The 20486-nt window shown below is 61.2% G+C and carries 18 protein-coding genes; 10 read left to right on the top strand and 8 right to left on the bottom strand.

Features of this window, described 5'->3' with window-relative positions; genetic code table 11:
- Positions 1-79: 79 nt before the first annotated feature.
- Positions 80-823 carry an IclR family transcriptional regulator gene (locus AC3A4Z_RS13575; RefSeq protein ID WP_498712022.1) on the top strand — a complete coding sequence of 248 codons (744 nt, stop codon included), beginning with the start codon at positions 80-82 and terminating at the stop codon, positions 821-823.
- Positions 824-984: 161 nt separating this feature from the next.
- On the opposite strand, the gene AC3A4Z_RS13570 is transcribed toward AC3A4Z_RS13575, so the two are convergent.
- From AC3A4Z_RS13570 to AC3A4Z_RS13550, 5 genes are all read right to left on the bottom strand, one after another.
- Positions 985-2019 carry an ABC transporter ATP-binding protein gene (locus AC3A4Z_RS13570; RefSeq protein WP_498712019.1) on the bottom strand — a complete coding sequence of 345 codons (1035 nt, stop codon included), beginning with the start codon at positions 2017-2019 and terminating at the stop codon, positions 985-987.
- Positions 2012-3007, bottom strand: a complete 996-nt coding sequence (locus AC3A4Z_RS13565; RefSeq protein ID WP_498712018.1) for an ABC transporter ATP-binding protein — start codon at positions 3005-3007, stop codon at positions 2012-2014. Before AC3A4Z_RS13565 ends, AC3A4Z_RS13570 begins: the two co-directional genes overlap by 8 nt.
- Positions 3007-4035, bottom strand: a complete 1029-nt coding sequence (locus AC3A4Z_RS13560) for an ABC transporter permease (protein ID WP_498712017.1) — start codon at positions 4033-4035, stop codon at positions 3007-3009. The genes AC3A4Z_RS13565 and AC3A4Z_RS13560 overlap by 1 nt, the downstream gene beginning before the upstream one ends.
- A gap of 66 nt (positions 4036-4101) precedes the next feature.
- A complete protein-coding gene (locus AC3A4Z_RS13555) occupies positions 4102-5055 on the bottom strand; it encodes an ABC transporter permease (protein ID WP_498712016.1) in 954 nt (317 codons plus the stop codon).
- A gap of 6 nt (positions 5056-5061) precedes the next feature.
- Positions 5062-6417, bottom strand: a complete 1356-nt coding sequence (locus AC3A4Z_RS13550; RefSeq protein ID WP_498712014.1) for an ABC transporter substrate-binding protein — start codon at positions 6415-6417, stop codon at positions 5062-5064.
- Between the two features lie 736 nt (positions 6418-7153).
- Between AC3A4Z_RS13550 and AC3A4Z_RS13545 the strand changes: the two genes are divergently transcribed.
- The 6 genes from AC3A4Z_RS13545 to AC3A4Z_RS13520 all read left to right on the top strand — a co-directional run bounded on the left by AC3A4Z_RS13545 (position 7154) and on the right by AC3A4Z_RS13520 (position 14742).
- Positions 7154-8254, top strand: coding sequence for an Ldh family oxidoreductase (locus AC3A4Z_RS13545; protein WP_498712013.1), 1101 nt, complete (start codon positions 7154-7156; stop codon positions 8252-8254).
- A 58-nt stretch (positions 8255-8312) separates the two neighbouring features.
- Positions 8313-9719 carry a CitMHS family transporter gene (locus AC3A4Z_RS13540; RefSeq protein ID WP_498712012.1) on the top strand — a complete coding sequence of 469 codons (1407 nt, stop codon included), beginning with the start codon at positions 8313-8315 and terminating at the stop codon, positions 9717-9719.
- Positions 9720-9739: 20 nt separating this feature from the next.
- Positions 9740-11374: a thiamine pyrophosphate-binding protein gene (locus AC3A4Z_RS13535; protein ID WP_498712011.1), complete on the top strand. Its 1635-nt coding sequence runs from the start codon at positions 9740-9742 to the stop codon at positions 11372-11374.
- Positions 11375-11383: 9 nt separating this feature from the next.
- Positions 11384-12829, top strand: coding sequence for an aldehyde dehydrogenase family protein (locus AC3A4Z_RS13530; protein ID WP_498712010.1), 1446 nt, complete (start codon positions 11384-11386; stop codon positions 12827-12829).
- A gap of 94 nt (positions 12830-12923) precedes the next feature.
- A complete protein-coding gene (locus tag AC3A4Z_RS13525) occupies positions 12924-13649 on the top strand; it encodes a GntR family transcriptional regulator (protein WP_498712009.1) in 726 nt (241 codons plus the stop codon).
- Between the two features lie 814 nt (positions 13650-14463).
- A complete protein-coding gene (locus AC3A4Z_RS13520; RefSeq protein WP_498712008.1) occupies positions 14464-14742 on the top strand; it encodes a hypothetical protein in 279 nt (92 codons plus the stop codon).
- A 660-nt stretch (positions 14743-15402) separates the two neighbouring features.
- On the opposite strand, the gene AC3A4Z_RS13515 is transcribed toward AC3A4Z_RS13520, so the two are convergent.
- Positions 15403-15597: a hypothetical protein gene (locus AC3A4Z_RS13515; RefSeq protein ID WP_498712007.1), complete on the bottom strand. Its 195-nt coding sequence runs from the start codon at positions 15595-15597 to the stop codon at positions 15403-15405.
- A 60-nt stretch (positions 15598-15657) separates the two neighbouring features.
- Between AC3A4Z_RS13515 and AC3A4Z_RS13510 the strand changes: the two genes are divergently transcribed.
- The 3 genes from AC3A4Z_RS13510 (at position 15658) to AC3A4Z_RS13500 (ending at position 18206) form a co-directional block, all read left to right on the top strand.
- Positions 15658-16791 (top strand): tyrosine-type recombinase/integrase, encoded by a 1134-nt coding sequence (locus AC3A4Z_RS13510; protein WP_498712006.1) that lies wholly within the window; start codon positions 15658-15660, stop codon positions 16789-16791.
- A 135-nt stretch (positions 16792-16926) separates the two neighbouring features.
- Positions 16927-17658, top strand: coding sequence for a helix-turn-helix transcriptional regulator (locus AC3A4Z_RS13505; RefSeq protein WP_498712005.1), 732 nt, complete (start codon positions 16927-16929; stop codon positions 17656-17658).
- On the top strand, positions 17655-18206 hold the full coding sequence (locus AC3A4Z_RS13500) for a DUF6036 family nucleotidyltransferase (RefSeq protein ID WP_498712004.1): 552 nt from the start codon (positions 17655-17657) through the stop codon (positions 18204-18206). The genes AC3A4Z_RS13505 and AC3A4Z_RS13500 overlap by 4 nt, the downstream gene beginning before the upstream one ends.
- Before the next feature lie 197 nt (positions 18207-18403).
- Here the strand turns inward: AC3A4Z_RS13500 and cspE are convergent, their stop codons facing one another.
- Both cspE and AC3A4Z_RS13490 read right to left on the bottom strand, forming a co-directional pair.
- A complete protein-coding gene (cspE, locus tag AC3A4Z_RS13495; protein ID WP_104046164.1) occupies positions 18404-18607 on the bottom strand; it encodes a transcription antiterminator/RNA stability regulator CspE in 204 nt (67 codons plus the stop codon).
- 385 nt (positions 18608-18992) lie between these two features.
- Positions 18993-20354, bottom strand: a complete 1362-nt coding sequence (locus AC3A4Z_RS13490) for a plasmid pRiA4b ORF-3 family protein (protein ID WP_498712003.1) — start codon at positions 20352-20354, stop codon at positions 18993-18995.
- Positions 20355-20486 lie beyond the last annotated feature (132 nt).

Genomic DNA, 20486 nt, shown 5'->3' with positions numbered 1-20486 from the left:
GAAGGCGGTAGTCGTGTCCTCTCCAAGCCCAGGGGCCGCAGCCTCCTTGGTTTCAGGCGTAGCTCCGGAGCAACCCACCGTGCGGAGCGTCGAGCGTGCCTTGGATATCCTCAAGGTGTTGGAGCTAAGCGAAACGCCTATGCGCCTGGTCGACCTCTGCAAGGCCACCGGTTTACATACAGCGACCATGTTGCGCTTGCTGGGTCCATTGCAGCGCCGAGGGCTCGTTGTTGCCGAGAACCAGACGTACCAGCTCGGGGTTGCTGCAATACGCATGGCCTACGGCTTCTTGACAACCGATTCCCTTAGCCGCGATGCCCGCCCCATTCTGCAGCAACTGACGGCTTCGACGAAGCTGACGTCTTCCCTTCATGTGCGGGAAGGATACGAGCGTGTCCTCACGGTCCGCGTCGACGGGGCAGATCCGCTCTATTTCCAGGCGCCGCTGGGACGGTGGCTTCCCCTCTACATGGGGTCGGGAAAACCCATTTCAGCGAATCTCACGACAGAGGAGCAGCAGGCAATCATTGCCCGCGCTGCGCGTGAGAAGGCCGTCACTGCCACAGGAGACCCGGTAACTGCGGAGGACCTGGCACGCGATTTCGAAGAGATTCGCCGAATGGGGTATTACATTTCCGTCGACGAACGTGATCTTGGCGTGTCCGCCGCGAGCACTGTTATCCGGAACCCGTCCGGTGCAGCCATTGGCGCCATATCGGTCTCGGGGGCATCTGAGCGGATATCCCGGGAGAGACTTGCGGAGTCCGTTCCCGAATTACGCCGGGCGGCGGCAGCCCTGAGCTCCAACAGCCCCTACATGTAAGGCACGAGGTGCTGCCGGGACGGGGCTGTACCTTGTCTTCAAGTGCTGGCGTTACCGGCGCTGGCGTCGTTTCGGAACCGGGGTGTCAAGGTGCGGATACGACGTCGGGGCGGTTGGAGTCTTTGGTTCTGTACCGCCGCCCCGACTGCCGTTGCCGGTGGTCAGGTTTGTGGCGATGAGGCAGCCTGTTCACTACCGCCGACCCGGGGCCTCACATCTAGGGGGAAATGGCATTCGGCGAAGTGGCCGGGCGAGTCGGGGCTTCTCTCTGGAACGGGCGGGAGGGTTGCACAGATGTCTTGGGCTTTCCAGCAGCGGGTGCGGAAGCGGCAGCCGGAGGGAGGATTCAGAGGCGAGGGGATTTCGCCGCTGAGCTTGATCCTTTCGTTCTTCTTGTCGCCGGCAGATGTGAGTTGGGGTGAGGCGGACAGGAGCGCGGCCGTGTAGGGGTGACGGGGGTTGGCGAAGACGTCCTCTGCTGTGCCTGTTTCGATGATCCGGCCGAGGTACATCACCGCTACGCGGTCGGCCACGTGCGAGACGACTGAGAGGTCGTGGGAGATGAAGATGTAGGCGACGCCAAGCCGCCGCTGCAGGTCGTCCAGCAGGTTGAGCACCTGGGCTTGTACGGACAGGTCAAGGGCGGAGACGGGTTCGTCCAGGAGGATGATGTCGGGATTCAGGGCCAGGGCGCGTGCGATGCCGATGCGTTGGCGTTGGCCGCCTGAGAACTCTTGCGGGTATTTGCCGGCGTCGCTTTCCCGGAGCCCGACCATCTCCAGCAGTTCGCCCAGCCGCGTCTGGCGTTCCTGTGCCGTTTTGTAGAGGTCCTTGTGTGTCCGCCAGGGTTCGGAGATCAGCTCGCCGGCTGTCATGCGGGAATTGAGCGAGGCGAACGGGTCTTGGAAGACCATCTGGACGCGGCGGCGCCAGATGAGCAGTTCTTTGCCTTTGAGGCCGAGGGGATCCACGCCGCCAAAGCGGATGGTTCCCCCGTCGGGGTGTTCGAGCATGAGCAGTGTGCGGGCAAGGGTTGATTTTCCGCAACCGGATTCGCCCACGAGGCCCAGGGTTTCGCCGCGGCGGACGTACAAGTCGATTCCGTCCAGTGCCTTCAGTTCGTTGTTGCCGGTCTTGCTTGCGGCGACATGGAAGGTTTTGGTGAGGGATTGGACGTCCAGGAGTGTGTCAGTCATTGTTCAGTTCCTCGGAGAAGTGGCAGGCGGAGCTTCGTCCGGTTCCGATTGGTTCAAGGGCCGGGCGCTGGGCGCGGCAGATGTCCTGGACCAGCGGGCATCGTGATTGGTAGACGCAGCCGGAGGGGATGGCGTGCAGTTCGGGCGGTGTGCCGGGTATAGATTTGAGCCCTTGGCCACGTTCCAGGTTTGCGGGGACGGAATCCAGCAAGCCTTTGGTGTAGGGGTGTTTTGGGTTTGTGAAAACTTCTGTCACGGGGCCGGTCTCGACGACGTTGCCGGCGTACATCACCGCTACGGTGTCCGCTTCTTCAGCCACGACGGCCAAATCGTGGGTAATGAGTACCACGGCCATTTGTTTTTCGGCGCGGAGGTCACGCAGCAGGTCCATGATTTGCGCCTGTACAGTGACGTCCAGTGCGGTGGTGGGTTCATCCGCTATGAGAAGTTTTGGGCTCAGGGCGACCGCCATGGCGATGAGGACGCGCTGGCGCATGCCTCCGGAGAATTGGTGTGGGTAAGCGTTGGCCCGTAATTCCGGGTGTGGGATGCCTACGCGCTCCATCAGTTTTATGGCTTCGTCCTTGGCGGCCCGGGCGGAAAGGCCGCGGTGGATGCGGAAGGCTTCCCCCAGTTGGGTTCCCACTGTATAGACCGGATTGAGCGCGGTGAGCGCATCCTGGAACACAATTCCCAGCCCAGGTCCCGCGATCTTGCGGCGCTCACGGGGTTTGAGTTTGATCAGGTCAGTACCCTCGAACAGCATTTCACCGCCGGTGACGTCCGCGACCGAGTCCAGAAGCCCTGTGATGGCTTTGGCCGTCATGGACTTTCCGCAGCCCGACTCTCCCAGCAGTGCCAGTGTTTGGCCGGACTTCGCTTCGAAAGTGACATTGTTGACCGCCCGGACGGTCCCTCGGCGGGTACGGATATCGACGTCAAGTCCGGACACCTTCAGGACCACGTCCTTGGTTGTTTGGGTGCTCATTAGTTCAGTCCTTTGACTCGGGTCTTTACGACGCGGCGCTTGGGAAGTGTCAGGCGCCAGCGTTGTGCCGGGTCTGTGGCGATGCGGAGCCAGGCGGCAAGGATGTTTGCCGAGATCGTGACGATCAGGATGGCCAGGCCCGGGAAGAATGACAGCCACCATGCGGACTGCAGATATCCGCGTCCTTGGGCCACCATGAGCCCCCAGGTAACGTCCGGGGGTTGGATGCCGATGCCGAGGAAGCTCAGTGCGGCTTCTGCCAGCATCACGTAGGAGAACTCCAGGGTTGCCAGGGTCAGCAGCGTTGGTGCCACGACCGGGATGACGTGGCGTCGAATGATCGAGTTGCCCCTGGCGCCGAAGGTCCGCGCCGCGTCGACGAACGTGCGGCTTTGGAGTTCGGCTGACTCGGCCCGTGCGGTCCTTAGATAGATCGGGATACGGGTGATGGCCAGCACCAGGATGATGTTGGCCGCGCTTGGGGACATGACGAACAGGACGACGACGGCCAGGAGCAGCGAAGGAAAGCTCATGATGATATCGGCAATGCGCATCGACAGGAGTTCCCGCCAGCCACGGTGGAAACCGGCCCAGATGCCCCACAAGGATCCCACCACAAGTGAAATGGCCACCGCTGGCAGGGCCACTGACAAAGTGGTCTGCGTGGCGATGACGAGGCGGGCAAGCATGCTTCGTCCCAGCGAGTCGCTGCCCAGAATGAACTCCCAGCCGTCGGAGACGCTGAACGGTGGGCGGTTGGTGGCCTGCAGATTCTGTTGGTTGGCCAAGTCGGTCATCAGCCACGGGCCGATGAGTCCGATTAGGGCGGTCAGCAGAAGGATCACGGCTGCCACGACGGCGAAGCCGTCCTTGAACAGCAGGCTCAGCAGGCTGATCTTGTGATCTGGTCGGCCGTTCCGGGCTTTCGGTGTTTTCGGTGCTGTGGGCTTCTGTGCAACGCCGGCGGGGTCCGCGGGCAAGCCGGCGTCAACGGCTGTTTGCTGGGCAGCACCTCGTAGGAGGGGCATCGTGTCTCCAGTTCCTATCACGGGGTAAGTGGCGTTCCTGATGTCATTTCCTGAGGACACAGCGGACTATCTGGCAGTCAGCTTGCGGACTTTGGCTTTGGCTGTTGTCCGGACCCGAGGGTCCAGTGCCGCATAGCCGAGGTCAATCAGGATGTTCAGGGCAAAAATGGCGACTGCGGTGAGCAGCACCGCCGCCTGCAGGACGGCGAAGTCACGCTGCAGAACGGAATCGATGATGAGTTTGCCGATGCCGGGCCACCCGAAGATGGATTCAACGACGACGGCTCCGTTGACGAGGCTGACGGTCAGATCACCAGCTACGGTCAACGCGGGAGCAGCGGCATTGCGCAGGGCGTGGCGGATAATGATGCGCGATTCAGTGGCCCCCTTGCTCCGGGCCAGCTTGATGTAGGGCTCAGATAGGGCTGACACCATGGATCCCCGCACAATCTGGACCAGGACTCCGAACGCGTGCAGGAAGAGGGTCGCGATCGGCAGCACCCACGATGCGGCGCCGGCCTGGGTCCCTGACGTAGGTAGCCAATCAAGCAGGATGGCGAAGACCCAGATTCCCATGATGGCCAGCCAGAAGTTGGGAACACTCGCTGCCGCCATTGCGAACAGGCTTGAGATTCTGTCAGCGATGCCGTTAGGTTTCAATGCTGCGATACTGCCGACGATGAGGGCGGCAATGATCGCCAGCATCATTGTCATTGCTGCCAATTGGAGTGTGGCCGGGAAGGCCCGCAGCGCCAACGCCGCCGCGGACCCGCCCGTGCGAAGGGATTCGCCGAAGTCCAGTCGGAGGACTCCAGTGAAGTAGTTGACCATCTGTACCAGAATGGGGTCGTTGAAGCCGTGGGCTTCGGAGAAGGCATCGTACGCCTCTTGTGTGGCGTTGGCTGGAAGGTACAGGGCTGTCGGGTTTCCGGTCAGCCTCGAAAGGAAGAAGACTCCGAGGATCACCACCAGCACGGGTATGGCGCTGCTGATAATTCTTTTCCTGAGGTATACGAGCATCTCCGTCTACTTCCCGGAAGGCTTTATGTCCGCGACATGCAGTTCGTCTCCCGATGCCGCGTTCGGTGTGTAGTCAACTTGTGCTGCCTTACCGATGATGCTGCTCATATGCATGACGGGGGCGAACTGGTTGATCTTCTCGTCGTGGAATTTGAAGATTTCCTCGTAGGCCTTCTGACGCTCGGCCCCCGACTTGGCAGCGGCTGCCTGGATCATGGCGTCGAACTCTGCAGTTCCCATGGCGCCGTTCACTGCCGTGGTGGTGAAGTTCGAGTTCGTCGTGAAGGAAGCATCACCAGACTGGTTGCCGTGCTGGACCAGCAGTGCGATGGCCCCTTGGTCGGTGACACCGGGCCTGCGCTGGTATTGCTGGTGGGTCGCTGTTTCAACCATCCTTAGCTGAACATTGAGTCCGATCTGTGCGAGTTCGTCGCGGAGTACCTGGGCCAGTTCCGAGACCTTCGGGAATTGTGCGTTGCGCCCAACGATTGTGATGGGCTGGTCCACCGGGACACCGTCGGCCTTGGCTGCTGCCACAAGCTGCTTGGCTTTGTCGCGGTCAAAGGGGAATGGTGTCTTATCGGGGTTGGAGCCAACTGTTCCTGGTGGAATGAGGTCCGCTGCGGGGTCGCCGATGCCAGGGTAGAGGGACTTGGCGATGCCGTCCCTGTCGATGGCGTAGGAAATGGCCTGCCGAACGCGGATGTCGGTCAGCGGTGCGATCTCGCCACCGAGTCGCAAAGCCACCGTTTCGTTGTTCGGGTAGGCGATGCCCAGCTCTCCAAGCCCGTCGGCAGGGCTCAGCGCCATGGCGATGTCGGCTTCACCGCTGGTGATCATGGCCGCGCGAACTGTGGACTCGGCACGCCATTGGTATTCGGCGGTGGCATATGTCGGCGCGCTGCCCCAGTACTTGTCGTTGCGTTCAAGCACGAGCCGGGTACCGGCGTCCCATTGCTTGATTTTGTAGGGACCTGTCCCCACGGGCTGAACCACTGCTGTGTCTACGGCGGTGGCAGTCGGCACGATTTCCACGTAGGAAATGCGCAGCGGCAAAAGTGGGTCCGCCTGGTCGGAGGTGACTTTTACGGTCTTGTCGTCAAAGGCCTGGGCCTGCACCTTGGCGTTGCCGAACATCTGGGTCTTGGCCGTGCAGGACAAGCTGGAAGTCAGGACCCGGTTGATTGAATGCGCGGCCGCCTCGGCGTTGAAAGGGGTGCCGTCCTGGAAGGTGACACCCTCGCGGAGTCTAAAGGTCCATTCCTTCTCACCTGTCGCCTCCCAAGACGTTGCCAGCAGGGGCTTCAATTCGACGGACGAGGGATCACGTTCAATGAGAGGTTCAGTGATGTTGGATCGCACGACGACGCCGGTGGCCGTCGATGCGGCGTGGCAGGGCTCGAGCGTTGGGGGCTCGACGGGCAGGACAATGCGTACGGTGTCCTGCGTTGAGGAGCTCTCTGGGGAATTGGCTACTGAACAAGAAGTCAGCAGTAGCGCGGTCAGTACCCCGGCGGTAGTAACCGCGCGGGAATTTGTACCCGAAAAAAACGTCATCGTTCCTCCGACATAGTGGGCTTGCGAACTCGAGAGTCCCTTGCGGTCGGTTGCGTATGAACCGGCTTCAGGGTTGCCAACTTTTACATCCCGGGTTGTTCCGACAGGTAGTTCTTGGCCTTCTGCGAGATGTGATGGCCGTCGCTCTGACGGTCAAGCAGTGACCTCCGAGAGGTGTGACTTAGGGCACGGGGTCGCTGGACTGAAATGAACTTTAGTTTCGCACTACGAACTATGCAAGGCTTTTGCCGAAAATGAATCCATGCCTGTATACCGTCACGGCGATTTTGGGACAGGCCGCTAGGTTTATTTCGCAAGGTAGAGCCGGACTAACAGGGGAAAGGTCGTCATTCAAGGCGATCCAGCAAGGCTGCGCGAGGACTATGACCCTTCCCGCGATGCCTGAGAGTGCCCTAATCTAGCTGTCCAGCAGGCAATTGACGGTCCCAGCCGCACTGAATCGACTGCGTAAATTCAGCTCCGGACCACCTCTTGCTTAACCTGCATCCGTACCTGTATACATGAATAGAACTAAGGAGTAATGATGATCACATCCGTCGACGCCGACGAACTGACCCGCCTTGCAACCGCCATCTTGGAAGCACAATCGGTTCCCCCTGCCGATGCTGAACTTTTGGCCGACAGTCTGGTCCAGGCCGAGCTGTGGGGCCACTCATCGCACGGAATGCTGCGTCTGCCCTGGTATGTGGCGCGCCTGCGGTCAGGTGCGATGCAAGCAGTCACCGACGTGCAGACCGTGTCGGATACCGGTTCTCTGACCGTGTTGGATGGACAGGAAGGAATCGGTCAGGTCATCGCCACCCAGGCAGTGACGACCGGCATCGCGAAAGCCACGGAGCACGGCATTTCCGGCGTCGCGGTAAGAAACTCCAACCACTTTGGAACCGCCGCCTACTTCACCCGCCGCTGCGCAGATGAAGGCATGGTCGGCATCCTAGCGACAAATGCCAGTCCTGCAATGGCCCCCTGGGGCGGCCGACAAAAGATGGTCGGGAACAACCCCTGGTCAATCGCTGTACCCGCGGGTCGCTACGGCACCGTAGTCATGGACATTGCCAATACGGCCGTTGCCCGCGGAAAAATCTACCTCGCACGCGAACGTGGTCAGAGCATCCCCGAAGGATGGGCCGCCGACAGCATGGGCGTCCCCACGACAGATCCCAGCGCCGCAATCGACGGTCTTATCCTGCCTATGGGCGGGCACAAGGGTTACGTCATCTCGTTCATGCTCGATATCCTCGCCGGCGTGCTCACGGGCAGCTCCTACGGCACCGACGTGGCCGGCCCCTACCAGCCCGAGGCCAGGAGCGGCTGCGGCCACCTGCTCCTGACAATCGACATCAAACGACTCATGCCGAGGGCAGAATTCGAGCAGCGGATGGAAGACCTTCTCGACCGCATCAAGGCCTCCACCCCGGCCGAGGGGATCGCCGAAGTCTTCTTCCCTGGGGAGATCGAGGCACGCAACAATATAGAAAATCGCCGATCCGGTCTTGCCATTCCGGACCGTACTCTGGACAGCCTGCGCGAACTGGCAGCGTCCTCAGGCGTTGAGTGGACTCTGGCAGAGACTGCCGTTGACGCAACGCACCTCACACCCGGAATCTCGCTGCGGGCCTAGGCCTCAACCTCCCCAGTAATTTGGAAGGCCAATGATGCTCGTCCTATTCGGTTTCCTGATGATTGCCGTGTTCATGTATCTGGTCATGAGCAAACGGGCAACTCCCATCGCGACCCTCATTCTCGTGCCCGTAGTGTTCGGCCTCTTCGCAGGGGCCGCTGCAGGGCTCAACGATATGGTGCTCAAAGCGCTGGTCGCTCTTGCGCCCACGGCAGCACTGCTGTTTTTCACCATTATCTTCTTCGGGACAATGATCGACGTCGGTCTTTTCGACCCGCTGATCCGCGCCATCCTCCGCTTTGTACGCAACGATCCGATCAGGCTGGCAGTGGGAACGGCCCTGCTAACCTCGGTGGTATCCCTCGACGGCGACGGCTCGACAACGTTCATCATCGTCGCCTCGTCACTGCTGCCGCTTTATTTGAGGCTGGGCATGAGCCCCGTAACCCTCACGGTCATCGCCGCGATCGGCAACGGCCTGATGAACACCATGCCCTGGGCAGGGCCAGCCGTCAGGGCTTCGGCCGCTCTCGGCGTCTCCCCCATCGACATCTCCGTCCCGATGCTACCCGCCGTCGGAGCCGGCTTCATCGCCCTGATGATCATTGCTGTCTTCATGGGCATTGGTGAAAAGAAGCGGATCGGCATGCTGCAGCTCAGCGACACCTCTCCCGGTCTATTGAGGGCACCGACACGTGGTGAGACGTCCCGCCCCGGTGGGCGCGCTGGTGGTTCCTCCAGCGGATCTTCTGCCGTGACCACGCCTCAGGCAACCCTCACGATCGAACCGGACTTCGCAGCTCCGATCGCTGAGAGTGGTGTCTTCGACAGGCCCCGAGCCCGTCCCAGACTGGTCTGGGTCAACTTCATTCTGACCATCGCGACGATGACAGTGCTTCTCACCAACGTGCTGGCTGCGCCACTCGTGTTCATGATCGCAACTGCAGTGGCCCTGGTTATCAACTTCCCTAAGGTCAGCGAACAGGCAGAGCAGATCAAGGCACATGCCAGCAGCGTCGTGTCGGTTGTTGGGATGGTTTTTGCTGCGGCAATGCTGACCGGCGTCATGGGCGGCACCGGGATGGTCAAAGCCATGGCCGAATGGCTGGTGGCCATCATTCCCGACAGCATCGGCCCCCTGATGGCGGTGATCATCGGGCTGCTCAGCATCCCGTTCACCTTCTTCCTCTCCAACGATGCCTTCTTCCTCGGCCTGCTGCCGATCCTGAGTGAGACGGCAGCCTTCCATGGGATCGACCCTGTCGAAGCGGCCCGGGCTTCCATCGTCGGACAGGCCCTGCACCAATCCAGCCCCTTGGTCGCTTCCTTCCTGCTTCTCATCGGACTGACCGATGTCAGTCTCGGTGACCATCTCAAACGCGGCATCTGGCGCGCTGTGGTCGTCTGCCTCGTCGTCCTCGCAGTCGGTTCCCTGACTGCATTCCCCTTCATCGCCAATTCCTAGACGTAAGGATCAATCAAAATATGAGTACCGACCGCAACAACGCAGCAGTCATCGCCGGCTATATCTCCGAAGCCGGCATTCCCAAGGTCTTTGCTTACCCTGGCGACCCCACCATTGAACTCCTTGAACAAGTCCAGCGTACGGGCACCGAAGTTGTCCTGGCCCGCCGTGAGGGTTCGGCAGCCTTTATGGCGGAGGGATATTCCCAGGCGACGGGCAACATCGGCGCCTGCGTCTCCACCCTTGGACCTGGTTCTACCGCCCTGCTCAACGGCGTTGCAGCTGCAACCTTGGACCGCGTCCCGATGCTCGCAATTTCCGGCCAGATTGAGACTGAACGAGAACAGTGGTTCACCCACCAGGTGGTAGACCACCGCGACCTCTTCGGCCCCGTAACTAAGTGGGCCGGGCGCGTGGAGCGCGGCGCCATCGAACCAACGATGCGCAAGGCACTGCGGACAGCCGCAGCTGACCGGCCCGGCGCCGTTCACCTCAGCGTCGGCGCTGACGTTCTGAAAGCAGATGCGGAGGGCGCAAGGGTCCGCTTGCCGGCCGACACTGTCACTCCCACTGAGGCTGCCGCCGGAACGGCCGCAGTTGTTCGCGCCCCAGGCATCACCACCAGCCCCCTCGACGTAATCCGCGGTGCCAAGCGTCCGGTCATCCTCGCTGGAATCAGTGCCGTACGCGCGAACGCGACGCCTGCCCTGACCAAGCTCGCTGAAGTCCTCGGCGCACCCGTCGTGGTCGGCGGAATGGCCAAGGGTGTCATCTCAGAAGAGCACCCCTACTTCGGCGGCGTCATCGAAATGGCCTCAGGCGCGGTCATCTGGGACATGCTTCGCGGTGCGGACGTCGTCATCACCGCCGGTTTCGACGCCATCGAGCTCTCCAAGTCCTGGACCCTGTCGGCCAAGGTAATTCATGTGGATTCCTTCGCGAACACCGACCAGATCATCGCTTCGGACCACGAAGTGATCGGGCACATCCCCTCGATCCTCAATTGGTTCGCCGAAGAGTTCAAGGGTGCTCCGCGCTGGAGTGAAGCCGACGTCGCGGCCCACCGGAAGGCCCTGCGCGACGAGTACTACTCAGGCCGTGTCTCGCACGCCATGAACCCCACCGATGTCCTCGACGTCGTCCGGGCGGCCATGCCCGCGGACACCATCGCCACTTGCGACGTCGGATCACACAAAATGCTCGTAGGCCAAGGCTGGACCACTACCCAGCCCCGCGGGGTGCTGATGACCAACGGATTGTCCTCGATGGGCTTCGGCCTGCCGGCCGCCATCGGTGCGAAGATCGCCATGCCCGAACGGCCTGTCGTCGCACTGCTTGGCGACGGTGGCTTCGCCATGGTCGCGACCGAGCTGCAGGTAGCAGCCCAGCTCGGAGCGCCGCTGGCCGTCGTCGTCTTCGGCGACCAAAGCCTGAACCGGATCGAACTGAAGCAGATCAAGCTCCAATACCCGAGCACCGCCACCCGTATCGATCACATGGACATCCCGAAGCTCGCCGAGGCTCTGGACTGTGACGGGGTTCGCGTCGAAACGGTAGCCGAGCTTGAAAAGGCCACGACGGATCTGACCAGCCTGACACGGCCTATGGTCATCCACGCCGTCATCGACCCGGCCCAGTACCTGGCCCAGTACTAAAGAGCAGCGATGACTAGGGAGAAAAGCATGCAGAACATCCAGTTGTTTATCGCTGGCAAATGGGTCGACGGAGAATCAAGCTACACCTACAACGACACCTACACCGGCGACCCGGTAGCGACCGTCCAGGTTCCCGACCGTGAGCAGACCGACAAAGCCCTGGAGTCTTTGAAGAAGGCAGTCTCCGAGGTTTCGCTGACCGGCTACGAGCGTTTCCGGGTACTTTCCCGCGCCTCTCAGCTCGTGGCAGGACGCCGCGCCGACCTCGTTGAAGCGATCGTGAAAGATACAGGGTTCACCCGCGCCGATGCGGACCGTGAAGCCGTCCGGGCAGTCGAGACCCTGCGGATCAGCGGTGAAGAAGCAGCCCGGCTCACCGGACGAACCGTGCCGTTCGATGGTGCCCCCGGAGGTGCAGGGCGCTTAGCCTTCACCACCCGGCACCCGTTGGGCGTCATCTGTGCGATCACACCCTTCAATTCACCCCTTAGCACCGTCTGCCACAAAGTTGGTCCTGCCCTGGCAGCAGGCAACGCCGTGCTCCTTAAGCCCGCTGGTAACACACCCGTCACCGCGACCCTACTGGTGGAACTGCTTCTCGAAGCCGGACTTCCCGAAGGGCTGATTGGTCTGCTGCATGGCAGCGGATCGACCGTCGGACAGTGGTTGCTGGAAAGCCCCGTCCCCTCTTTCTACGCCTTTACCGGCAGCACGTCTGTGGGCTTGCACATCCGCCGGGAGATCGGCATCCGCAAAGCCCAGTTGGAACTCGGCAGCCTTTCAAGCACCATCGTCTGCGCTGACGCGAACCTCGCTGTTGCCGCTCCCCTCGTCGTCAACGCGGGTTTCCGCAAGGCAGGTCAGGTCTGCACGTCCGTGCAGCGTCTCTACGTCCAGCGACCGGTCATCGAGGAATTTTCTGCCGCCCTGGCAGAGTCTCTGTCAGGACGCGTCGTGGGCGATCCACGCGCAGAAGGAGCATTCGTTGGGCCCCTGATCGACAAGGCTGCCGCAACCCGCGTCAGCACGTGGATCGACGAAGCCCTTGAAGGCGGAGCCCGCCGAGTAGTTGGCGGTGAGCTGAACGGCAGCGTCCTGGCCCCAACAATCCTCAGCGACGTCACGCGCGGAATGAAGGTAATGGACCAGGAAATATTCGGACCCGTCATTGTGCTGCGGCCCTTTGACAATCTTGCCGAAGCAGTCACGGAAGCAAACGACACACCCTACGGACTTTCCGCAGGCATTTTCACCTCAAACGTGGATGCAGCACTGTGGGCTGCCGAGCACCTGGAAGTTGGCACTCTCCACGTGAACGAAACGTCATCCACGCGTGTGGACCTGATGCCGTTCGGGGGTGTCAAGGCCAGCGGAACCGGGCTGGAAGGGCCGGCCTACGCAGTTAAGGAGATGTCCGTGGAGCGCCTGATCACTCTTGGAGCGTCAGGCCTCTAACGAAAATCCAGAGTTCGGCACAAAGAATGCAGGAATGGATACAGCGTATTCTGGTGAAACTGGATAGGCGCGGCGTGACAGGGGCAACAAGAAAATGGCACTCACTACAGGTAAGGCAGAAGCTGTCTACCAGCGGCTCAAGGCCGACATAGAGTCCCTGGCGCTGCCTCCCGGCGAACGTCTGTCTGAAGTCGCTCTCGGCGAACGCCTCGGCGCCTCCCGGACTCCGGTCCGGGAGGCGATCCGCCGGCTGACAGTTGAAGGTTTGGTAACCGTAGCCCCAGGCACCGTGGCCCAGGTGGCGCCCATCTCGCTTGCCGAGGTACGCACATTGTTCGAGTTCCGCCTGGTTCTGGAACCGGCCGCGATCCGAATGATCACTGTCGACTCGGCCAACAACTCGAAGCTCCTCAATGACTTTATTCAGATCCTGCAGAGCCTTCGGTCCATAGACGCCCGGGCCGCTGCAGGCCGTGACGATCAGCTTGCCGATGATTTCTACAGTCTCGCCGAAGAGTTCGACCAGGCAGTCATCCGCCTCTGCCACAACACCAGGCTGTCCGCCACCATCGCCGCGCAGCGAGGCTTGACGGCAAGACTGCGGGGCATTTCGCACGCTGACCCGAACCGCTTCTCGACATCGCTCGCCGAGCACATCGCGATCTGCGAAGCCGTCATCGGAGGCAACGCGGACGAAGCATACAAACTTGCAGAAGACCACCTGCATAGATCGCTTCGCACCATTTTGGAAGGTCTGATGCGCGAAGGCGTGGCAGGCCTGCCGGATATTTCCCTTACCCCTCTGGCCGTCACCAGATAATCCCAGAGCATTACCAGAATACGGGACGCATGACCGTTCCCAGAACGGTCATGCAGCCACTGGAATGAACACCAAGATGCCTCAGCATCAGCCCGACGGCTGTCTGGGACACTCACGACAAACAAACTTCAGCCGGACCAAAAGAAATTTGGGCCAATATGTTTCCAGACGGGCGGCCAATCCCGCCTTCGGTCCCATAACTCCTGGCAGGGGTACTCGCAACGGCCCCTGCCAGGACACCAACGAACTAAGAGTTAGGCACCACGTATGACGTCCGCGCTCGACGAAACTCTCGCAGCCTCCACCTCAAAACTCGTCACTGTCACGGATGACTGCGATGACGAGAACTGCTTCTATTGCGGCTGCCCCGAAACCGACTGAACCCGACCTGGCCCAGCTCGGCCGGGGCCTGGCGCGAACTCTTGGGTCCGCCTACGAAATCGGGAACCCTGCCCTTCCCTGGGTCCTTCAGAACGCCAAGGAGATGTGCGCCTCCATCCGCGGCTAAATGGCAATGCCGCCGGCTTCGCCAACATTGCAGGCCTCCAACCGTTTCCTATTGCTGTTCAGATTCCTGACTCCAAATCTTCCGCCGAGGGGGGTGCGGCGTTTCTCGGCGGCACACTTCCCCCATAGGTCCCATCAGTCCGAAGATGTTCCGCACTGCAGGCTGTAGGGAAGCTTGCCTCCGGATCGGGATTCGTCCACTTTGGGCCACACCCCCCCAGCTGACTCCCTCGGCCGTCCTTGTATTCCTTGCAGGACCGAACCCAGGACTCAATCTCATATGCAGTTGACTAGTAAAGGAGGACTTGTGTCTTACAAGTTGGATGAACCGGAAGCCAGCGCTGGCTTCTGGTTAACGGGCAGCGGCCTATTCCCAAGCCCGGGGCTTCCTCTTTCCCTTGAAGTCATCGTTTTGGGGGAGCTCCAGAGCAGAGACGAGAAGCTAAACCGTGCCATCAGCACACTCATACCCGCCGCCCTTGAACGCAGGCAGGGAATCTTGGTCATACAACGCGATTACGGCAAGTACACCGTTCGCGTTGACCACGAAGTGCCCTGCGGCACAACTCGGGAGTGCCGCGAATAGATCGCGCGAAGGTAACTAGAGGACATGACAACTTGGTTGCGCGTCGTCAATAAAGCGAGGACAAATTTCCGTTCTTAATGCCGGCTGCTCTCTGAATAGATTCCCTAAACTACCTACCCGCTCAGCAGAAGATTCCGATAGCTCTATGAGGCACACCCTAACCTGACGTCAACGCTCCTGATAAGGGCAAATGTCGCTATGCGTTGGAGCTCCGGCTTGTTCTCCGGAGTTATCGAGTCACAGCACGCGATATCGCCACCGCGCGCCCGAATCGGATTGCAATGAGCCCAGAATCCCCGGATTATTCGACGTTTCTCGGGACACCTGCCGTGGTTTCCTTGCCCTCCGACTGTCAGGGTGGGATCTGAGAACTGCATGAGCAGGTGTCAATAATGCGGAAACTAACATCATTCTGACGCCGTGAAATAGAAGCGCGAATGCCAGGCATGCTTTGACGCGTCAATTGGATGGCGAGGGGCGTCCTGAGCAGAGGAGGAAGCACCGCGGTATTGCTAGACGGCACAGTTCATCCCCAGCGCGGCTGGCGGCTGACCGGCATCCGCTCTGTTAGGAGCCAGCCATAACCTGTTTCTGCCTCGTTTGTTGCAACAGGTGGTTCTACGCTTCGAAGGGGTATCCGCCCTGCCGGGGTTCCGTTCGTTAGGCGTCCGCGAGACGGACCAGAAGTTCAGCGTCCTGGACCAGGACGTACTTGAGCCCCTCGTAGATAGTTTGACGCCGCGCCACGTTCTGACTTCCGGGGCAAAGATCGTTGTCCTTGCTGTGCTCTTTGCCGGGCTGTTGCCGTGAGTGATCCGGGCCTTCTGGTGCCGGATCAGGACGCTTCGTGGCCATACCCCATGGTAGGTCAGCTTTTCTGCTGACTATGGTTTCGCTTGGGCGTAGCCTGTCATCGTGGCCAGCATAGTTACCCGCGCCCGTTGGGATGGGACTACCGCCGTCTCGGTGCGGTGGCGGGACTACAGGACCGGTCATCAACACCGTCTGACCCTAAGGTCAGAGCAGGAAGCCCTCACCCTTCTGCCGTACCTGAATGACAACGGGCAGATGCCTGAGTTGTCGCAGCCTGCCGGCCATTCCGGGAAACAGGGCGTTCCCACCCTCGCGGAAGTAGTCCAGGAACACATCGACCTGCAGGTTCGGCCCTCCCCCGGGACCATCGGCACGTACCAGCGGATGCTCGACCGGCAAATTAGAAACACCATCGGTCACATACCAGTCGACGAGTTCGGGTACCGGGACGTCATGCGCTGGATAAAGGGCCTCTCCGTCCACGGTCTCGCACCTAAAAGCATTCACAACCTGCACGGGCTGCTGTCGGCTGCACTGAAGACCGCCGAGTTGCTCGGGTACATCTCCCGCAACCCCTGCCGCGGCGTCCCGCTCCCCACGGTTGAAAGCGCAGAGGACGACGCCCTGTTCCTCACTCATGCCGAGTTCAGCTTGCTCATCGAGGGCTTGCAGACGCAATACAAGACTTTGGCGCAATTCCTGGTCATGACCGGGGCCAGGTTCGGCGAGGCAACCGCCCTCAAGGTCGCCGATATCGATCTGCTCTCCAAACCGCCGACCGCTCGAATCAGCAAAGCGTGGAAACGTGACGGGCAATCCCAGTACTACATCGGGCCGACCAAAACCAGGGCAGGAAAGCGCACCATCGGGCTCAACCCCGCCCTGGTAGACCTGCTCATCCCCCTAGTCGCAAGGCGGCCCGGCAGCGAACTGCTGTTCACAACGCCCGACGGCCAGCGCATCGCCCACAAGCCCTTCTGGCAACACCACTGGGTGCCAGCTGTCCATACCGCACAAGCGCAGGGCCTAACAAAGACACCACGCATCCACGACCTGCGGCACACACATGCCTCCTGGCTCATCCAAGACGGTGGGCTTTCCCTCTTCGCGTTATCACGACGCTTGGGCCATGCATCCGTTCGGACTACCGAGCAGGTGTACGGACACCTCATGGCCCAAGCGCTGCAGGATGGCGCCGACGCGACCGAACGGTCCGTCAGAGGCCTCATGCTATAGCTTGGGTCCCATTTCCAGTCTTCTCTAGTGGAGCCCGGCACCGTTCACTGTCTTAGGCGACTCCGCCGAGGCGACCCCCACACGGCGGCCAAGCCCGCTCCAGCCTCGGGTACCCCGGGTGGGAGTTCCTCCGAGATGGCGCCCAGCCGTCAGGCCCCGATTTTTTCCTCGTGCCAAAGACGCTGTTGGCGCGGGTGGACTGCCTCATTTGCACACTATGATGGATATATCCGACATGGAAGTGTGATTGCTTTGAATAAAATCCAGGACGCGCGGGAACTGGGCGAGCAGGTGAAAAGCCACCGGCTCCATGCTGGCCTGTCCCAGGAGGCACTTGCCCGTTCAACCGGTATCAGCCGTTCAACCCTCATTGATCTCGAGCAGGGCAGGAACGTCTCCATCAGCACCGCCCTGAAGGTTCTTTCCCAGCTGGGCACCGGGCTGGCCATCGAAGGGACCCCTCGGGAACCGGAACTCTACTGGACCGCGGAAATGGCAGCCCGTGAGATCAAGCGGGAGCTGCGCAATAGCGATCCGGATTTCGCCATGCGCGTGCTTTCCATGGCCGCCAGTTATTTCGACGATCTCGATCCAGCTGGCCGCCGACGATTCCTCCGCGCTCGGCCCGCGTCGACTGGACGGAAGCGCTGGGACGCCCTGCTGGCCAGGACCTTCGCCTACAAATGCCATCAGCACGGACTTAAAGAGCCGGACTGGACGAGCACTCCCCCGCTGGAGTCGAAATGGTATGCCACCCCCCGCAAACATGTCTCGCCTGCCTGGAAACAACGAATGGCAGAACGAACGCCCGTTGAATTCGCCGAAGCGAACATCGTCTTCGATGCCGCGAACCTGGCCGCAGCATGAGAACTGGACGCCGCGCCTCCTACAGATCGGATGACATACGGGAGCTTCTCGTAGAGTTGTCCCGCCGGCTCCACGCCGTGGGTGCCGGCGCAGATATCTATCTCGTCGGCGGAGCGGCGATCGCCATCGAGTTCGACTCCCGGCGGTCCACGACGGACATCGATGCCGTGTACCACCCGGACCAGACGGTGCAGGACGTAGCCACGGACATGGCACAAGAAATGGGCCTGGACCCGCGGTGGCTGAACAACGCCGCACGGGCCTACATCCCGGACGGACAGGACACGGAAGCGGCAGAAGTGACAATCGCAGACAACCTCGTGCTGCGCGTCGCCTCACCAAGGTTCCTATTAGCCATGAAGCTCGCGGCCGGCCGGGACCGGGACATCCCCGACATCGCGGTTCTCTGTCGCGCCCTGGATATAAGGACCGCCCAAGCGGCCGTAGATGTTGCAGTCGAGATTTACGGTGAGCACTCAATGCAACTCAGTAACCGCGACGACTTGCTCCTGATCGCCCAAGAGGCCCTGGACAGCACCAGCAACTGAGGCGCGCAGCTTGACGGAACGTCGGCTATCAGTGAACGGTGTCGACCCCGGGGGAGTGTCGGAGCGGCAGATGTCAGACTGCGTGATCAGCTTTGTCGGCGGGCCTTATCGCGGTCATGTTGGGCATGTCTATGGCAAGGGCATTCGTGGGAACAAAAAAGCTGACCGGCTTGTGCCGGTCAGCTTTTTGAAACCGCTTAGAGCGGCTGGATGTTCTCCGCCTGCGGACCCTTAGGGCCCTGGGTGACGTCGAACTGAACCTTCTGGTTCTCGTCGAGGGAGCGGTAACCGCTGGATGCGATTGCCGAAAAGTGTGCGAACACGTCAGCGCTTCCGTCGTCGGGGGCGATGAAACCGAAGCCCTTTTCGGCGTTGAACCACTTGACTGTACCTGTTGCCATGCTTGTTTCCTTCACGGGTCGCGGGCCGGGTCCGCTTTTCGGATTGCCGTCCCCGCCACTCACATCATGAGCCTATGTGGCCGCAGTGGGGCGGGCAAGAGAAGGGTCAAGGGCTGGACTCCCAGGACGGCCATGCGAAGTTCCGGCAGCCTGACTTCGAGTGCATCCAGCAGGCGCACAGTGCCCTGCGGGGGAGACGACACAACTGGCCTGTGGCCTCACCGAAAAAACCTCCAGGAAGGCAGTCCTGTCGGGCGTGTTTTTCGGTAATTGCTGGTGATCCGATGTATTAGGAACTTGCGGATACCACTGCTTCAAGTGCTCAACTCTGCCCGGGAGGATGTGGGTCCGTTGCGGCGTCGGTAATTTGCGGGGTCTCGAGTGGCTATGCGTGAAGGGCTGCGCGGGCGAAGGCTTGCCCTGGCGCCTTGATGGTGTTGGTTTCGAGTCCAAAGCGGTCGTCGAAGATGCCGAGGTTCAGCAGGACTTCTCGGGAGTTGACGAGGAGTGCTCGGACGGTGTTCGGTTCCAGTTCGGCTCCGGTGTGGGTCCTCCAGCCGAGTGTGCCGAGACCGAATGAGACGGCTTCAAGGTAGTCAGCCCAGCCGGTTCGTTTCCCTGCCGCGACCTCGAGCAGGAGTAACAGCGTCGCGTCACGCTCGGAGTCGTGACGGTGCCGGTGGGCAATGGCGCGTGCCAGGAAGAGCCACAGGCCTGCCGGATCATCGAGCAGCCGCTTGGCGGCGGGTGTGAGGACGAGCCTGCCTTTGATCTTGCGGATCAGACCGAGTCGCTGGGCACTTTCACGCAGCTGAAGGACGGGCAGGGTCTGATCCTCGCGGTTGATTTTGCCGATCCAGTCCTTGGCCCAGTTGAGCTCGGTCATTGCCTCGCGGACCACGGCCGGCGGTAGCCAGCCGGCAGCGGTGAGGGACAGACCCTCGGACCCGATGCGGCGGGTGAGCCAGAGATACGGGACGGTCATCGCCGCGGCGACGTCTGCTTCGACCGTTGCAGGGCCGTCGAGGCCGGCGGCATGCAGGTATGAACGGAATTCGCGTCGTAGTCCGGGAGGCATCCGGTTGGTGAGTTCCTCGGTCAGTGATTCGCTTCCGGGGCCGTGTTCGGTGGCAGTGGGAGCAGGGAACAGCAGGGCCAGTTCCTTGTTTATGGCAGCGATGTCCAGCTGTCCCGGGTCGAATTCCTGCCATGGGCCGGCTGTCCATGCGACCCAGGCCTGAAGGTCGCTGTGCTTTTCGTGGCCAGGGTCCGCGAGGGCGTCGAGCAGGTCGTGGTAGCCATAGATGCCGCCGGAATCTTCCAGCGGCGCCCGCCGTGCGCCGTCCACGAGCCGCGCCCTCGGGGCGTTAGCTGGCATGGGGAGGGTCCCGGTGAGTTCGAGGCGGTGGATCCAGCCGTCCCCGAAGTCATATTCATAGAACAGAGGACCGGATTCCGGCGTGAGTACCTGGCCCAGGGTCCAGTCCGTCTCGGGCAGGTCCTCGTCGGAGTCTTCCAGCAAATCGAGCGGGACCCAACGCCGGGGTTCGCGAACGATCCCGTTCACGGGGCGCAGACGAACATAGGGGTCCGTGTCCGTGAAGGAGTGCAGGTGTGAATCCCGCCAGCCGACCGCCGTTTGGATGACCTCGTGCACCCTGTCCAGAGTCAGGAAAGGGGCGATTTCAAGGAGCCGCCAGATGGCCGGCTCACTGCCCACGATCGAGACCCTTAGCTGCAGCAACATCGACCCGGGTCTTTCATCTGCAGCTCGTATCGTCACAACACTATCCTGCCAGTCCCAGTGTTCGGGCGAGACCTGTTCCGGCTCGCCGCGTCCTCTCTGCCAGCGCCGGTACGACGCGTCGGTGGCCCAGGT

It is taken from the genome of Arthrobacter sp. Soil_C_49 (assembly GCF_057656635.1).
This window is presented reverse-complemented; position numbering and strand designations above follow the sequence as displayed.